This window comes from uncultured Porphyromonas sp. (assembly GCF_934359325.1).
Taxonomy (GTDB): Bacteria; Bacteroidota; Bacteroidia; order Bacteroidales; family Porphyromonadaceae; genus Porphyromonas_A.
The window spans coordinates 1-3312 of record NZ_CAKRLH010000180.1 but is presented as its reverse complement, the minus strand read 5'-3'; the positions used below and the strand labels follow the sequence as shown (position 1 = coordinate 3312).

The following is a 3312-nucleotide window of genomic DNA, read 5'->3' as shown; positions in this document are numbered from 1 at the left end:
TCGGAGTAGTAGTCCGGGACGCCCATCACGAGTCCCGCCTGATAGAGATTGAGGATATTGACGTCGCTGTTCTTCTCATCCGCAGCGACGTAGGTACTGAAGAAGGATCCACCCCCCTGGTTGTCGGACTTCGCCATGTAGTCAACGAGCGCATCCTTGTCGGCAAGAGCATCAATCTCTGCAAGGTCAGCCAGGATAGGCTTGGCTCCATCGGACTCCAGCTTAGCTGAGTCGGTGCTGAGTGCGTAGAGGAGGTACGCCTTGGCCTCATCCGTGCCCTCTGCAGCGTCCTTTAGGCTCTCGATGATCTCGTGTGCAGCCACCTCAGACTTGAGGGATAGCTCGTCGAAAGCGCCAAATCGAGAGTACTCGGGCGTGAGCGGATGAGCCTTCATCCAGCCGCCATTGGCGTAGAGGAAGAAGTTCTCTCGCGGAGAGACCGTGCGGTCCATGGCGAGCGTGTCGATCGCCGGCACTTGGTCGGCTGCCGCTGTGTCCTCGGTCTTCTTGTTCCCGTCGCAGCCAATGGCACTGACAGCCAGCAGGGCCATCGCCACGGCGGATGGTACAATACCTTTTTTCATACAATGTAGTTACTTATTGAGTGATTTTATCCTTTCGACAAAGGTAGGAAATTTTGCTGATGGAAGAAATGTACCACTCAAGCTCAGTTAGTCTCATCCTGCTAGGTTCATTACAGCAAGATAGCAATGGAGGGGTGCATCACTTCCAAACTTGTAAGGTCGAAATGACAATCGGAGGAGATTTTGCGTCGACTATAGGGAAATATCCTGTGTGAGCCGTTAAAATATTGCTGCAGGGTGGGACTCAAAAGATTTTCTCAGTAGCTTTGAAGTGGAGGGGAAAAAAGAATTAAATCCAAACCTTACTTAATAACTATCAATGTCTTTATGCTAAAACGACATCTTTTCACCTTGTTCGCTGCGACATGCCTGGGCGCTGTGATGCTGTCCCTCCAGAGTTGTATGCAGCAAGCATCCCCTGCGGGTCCCGAGCAGGCACCTGATGACCCCTACTTCATAGAGGTCACAGAGGCTGAGACTATCGCCAGAGATTTTCTTAGGTCATCTGATCTCCGGTCCATGGATGACTTGAGACTCTCTCTCCTCTCGGACGATAAGTCTCTGCAAAATAGTAGTAACGAGTCTGGTCAGACGGCCTACTACGTTTATGGACTCGAGAAGGGGGGCTTTGTGATCGTCTCCGCTACCAAGCTGGCCCACCCTGTGCTGGGCTACTCATTGGAGAACAATTTTGACTCTAGGAATCAGAATATGATCTCCTACCTCGGTACTCTGAGTAATCAGATAGGAAATGCGAGGAGGGTCCTACTTGCTAATGACCCAAATGAGAAGGATCCATACATAGACAAGGGAGAGACTGTCAGGGGCAAAGGAAAGGTCGTCGTCCCAATGATGCTTCGTACGCGGTGGGATCAGGATCGTGTCACAGGCGGAAAGCTACCACCTCAGATAGCCATCGGGTGTCTTGCCGTAGCGACAGGTCAGATAATGAAGTTTTGGTCCTATCCGGACAAAGCTGTGGGTGTGTATGGATACACAGACCGTAACCTGGGCTATGTGGAGCACAACTATGACTATAACATAGACTGGGACGCGATGCCGCTCATCAATACTGAGCCTAATCCTACTGTGGCACGCTTCTTCTACGGACTGGCAATATCGATGAATATGGCTTTCGGACCGTCCAGCGGCGCACTAATGTTTGATGTGCCGTCTGCTCTCCATCGGCATTATGGGTATCCTAAGGATATGTATGTGCTCCAGAGGATGAGCACGCCTACCGACGAGTGGCTGCCTGTTGTGAAGAGCGAATTAGATAAGGGGCACCCAGTCCTTTATGGCGGTCAGGGCAAGGGCGGCGGACACGCATTCGTGCTGGACGGCTACACGGATAATAACTACTTCCACGTCAACTGGGGGTGGGGTGGTATGTCCGACGGTTGGTTCCTTATCGATGCCTTGAGTCCGGAGGCACTGGGTGCCGGTGGAGGAGCCGGTGGATTTAATATGAATCACCATATGATGATCAACTTCCGTCCTCCGCTCACCACTACCGGAGAGGATACTGATCCCGTCGATGAGATATACGACACACCTACGAACGAAGTGGTCTACAGTCCCGTCTATGGCCTCTCACAGCTGAGAGCCTTCCTGTCCTTTACGAGAATTGCCGGGCGTGAGACTGCTTCGGGTCCTGACGGCTACAGTGACTTTACAAAGCAGCTGATGACCGGTAAGAGAGGGGACACTATTGATTACATGGTGAGTCCCACTTTCACAAGTGAGGAGCAGCCTCTCTGGATCTATATCTGGATGGATGTAGACAACGATGGATACTTCGCCGACTATGAGCTGGTGGCTCGTCATGATGAGGTGACGAGCGATGTCTCAGGATCCTTTGATATCCCCGATGTGATCTCTGACGGTCCTCACAGGGTAAGGGTCATGATGTCTCTGGATGGTGCACCATCCCCACAGAAGATTGTTGTCAATGGAGAAGTGGAGGACTACGCCATCATCGTGAAATAAAGCAGGACAGAATCACTATGAAACAAAATATCCATTATATACTCACCTTATTCCTAGTCGCCTTTACTCTTAGCGGATGCTTCGAGGACAGCGACGCACCTTGTGTGCCTCTGGAAGCAATTTCAATAGACTCTGAGACCACACCCTCTGAAGTGGCTGTAGGTCAGAAAGTCAGGATCACCTACTCCTGCACACCAAGTGATGCTACTCTGGGAGAGGTCAAGTGGGCCACCTCCGATCCTGAGATAGCTACTGTCGACGGCCGGGGTGTGGTTAGTCCTCTTAGTCCCGGTGATGTGACGATTACGGTCGCAACTAAGGGGAAGTCCTCCTCTGTTGATCTGAAGGTCTATGACCCTATGAGTGGCTTTGTCACTTTTGACACCAAAGAAAAGAGTCTGGTAGTAGGTGAAATGTTCGCCCTTGAGCCTCATGTAGGACCCGCTACACTTAAGGAGCGGTCTCTCACCTGGAAGTCATCCGATGAGTCAGTGGCCACGGTGACCTCTATGGGTATCATCAAGGCCATTACTCCCGGTGAAGCTCTTATATCAGCATCCCTGAGTAATGGCGAGAAGGCCGAGTGCATGGTGGTCGTCAAGGCAACTTTCTCCCTTATACCTGAGAGCTTGGATGTGATCGAGGGTGAGTCTGTGCAGATAGAGGTAAACGATCCTGCTAAGCGACTCATTACCTGGTCCTCCTCTGATCCGACGATTGCGAAGGTGGACGCTAAGGG

The 3312-nt window shown here is 51.5% G+C and carries 3 protein-coding genes; 2 read left to right on the top strand and 1 reads right to left on the bottom strand.

Going from position 1 to position 3312, the window contains the following annotated elements; all coding sequences use genetic code 11:
• The coding region (locus Q0F21_RS06555) for a M13 family metallopeptidase N-terminal domain-containing protein (RefSeq protein WP_297238468.1) at positions 1 to 584 on the bottom strand (584 nt) is incomplete at its 3' end.
• Positions 585 to 986: 402 nt separating this feature from the next.
• Here Q0F21_RS06555 and Q0F21_RS06550 point away from each other — a divergent pair.
• On the top strand, positions 987 to 2573 hold the full coding sequence (locus Q0F21_RS06550) for a C10 family peptidase (RefSeq protein WP_297238466.1): 1587 nt from the start codon (positions 987 to 989) through the stop codon (positions 2571 to 2573).
• A 17-nt stretch (positions 2574 to 2590) separates the two neighbouring features.
• A partial coding sequence (locus Q0F21_RS06545; protein ID WP_297238465.1) for an Ig-like domain-containing protein occupies positions 2591 to 3312 on the top strand: 722 nt, incomplete at its 3' end.

Bases quoted from the DNA above. Each gene is read 5' to 3' on its own strand.
- Q0F21_RS06550 (WP_297238466.1), top strand. From the start codon at position 987: ATGCAGCAAGCATCCCCTGCGGGTCCCGAGCAGGCACCTGATGACCCC.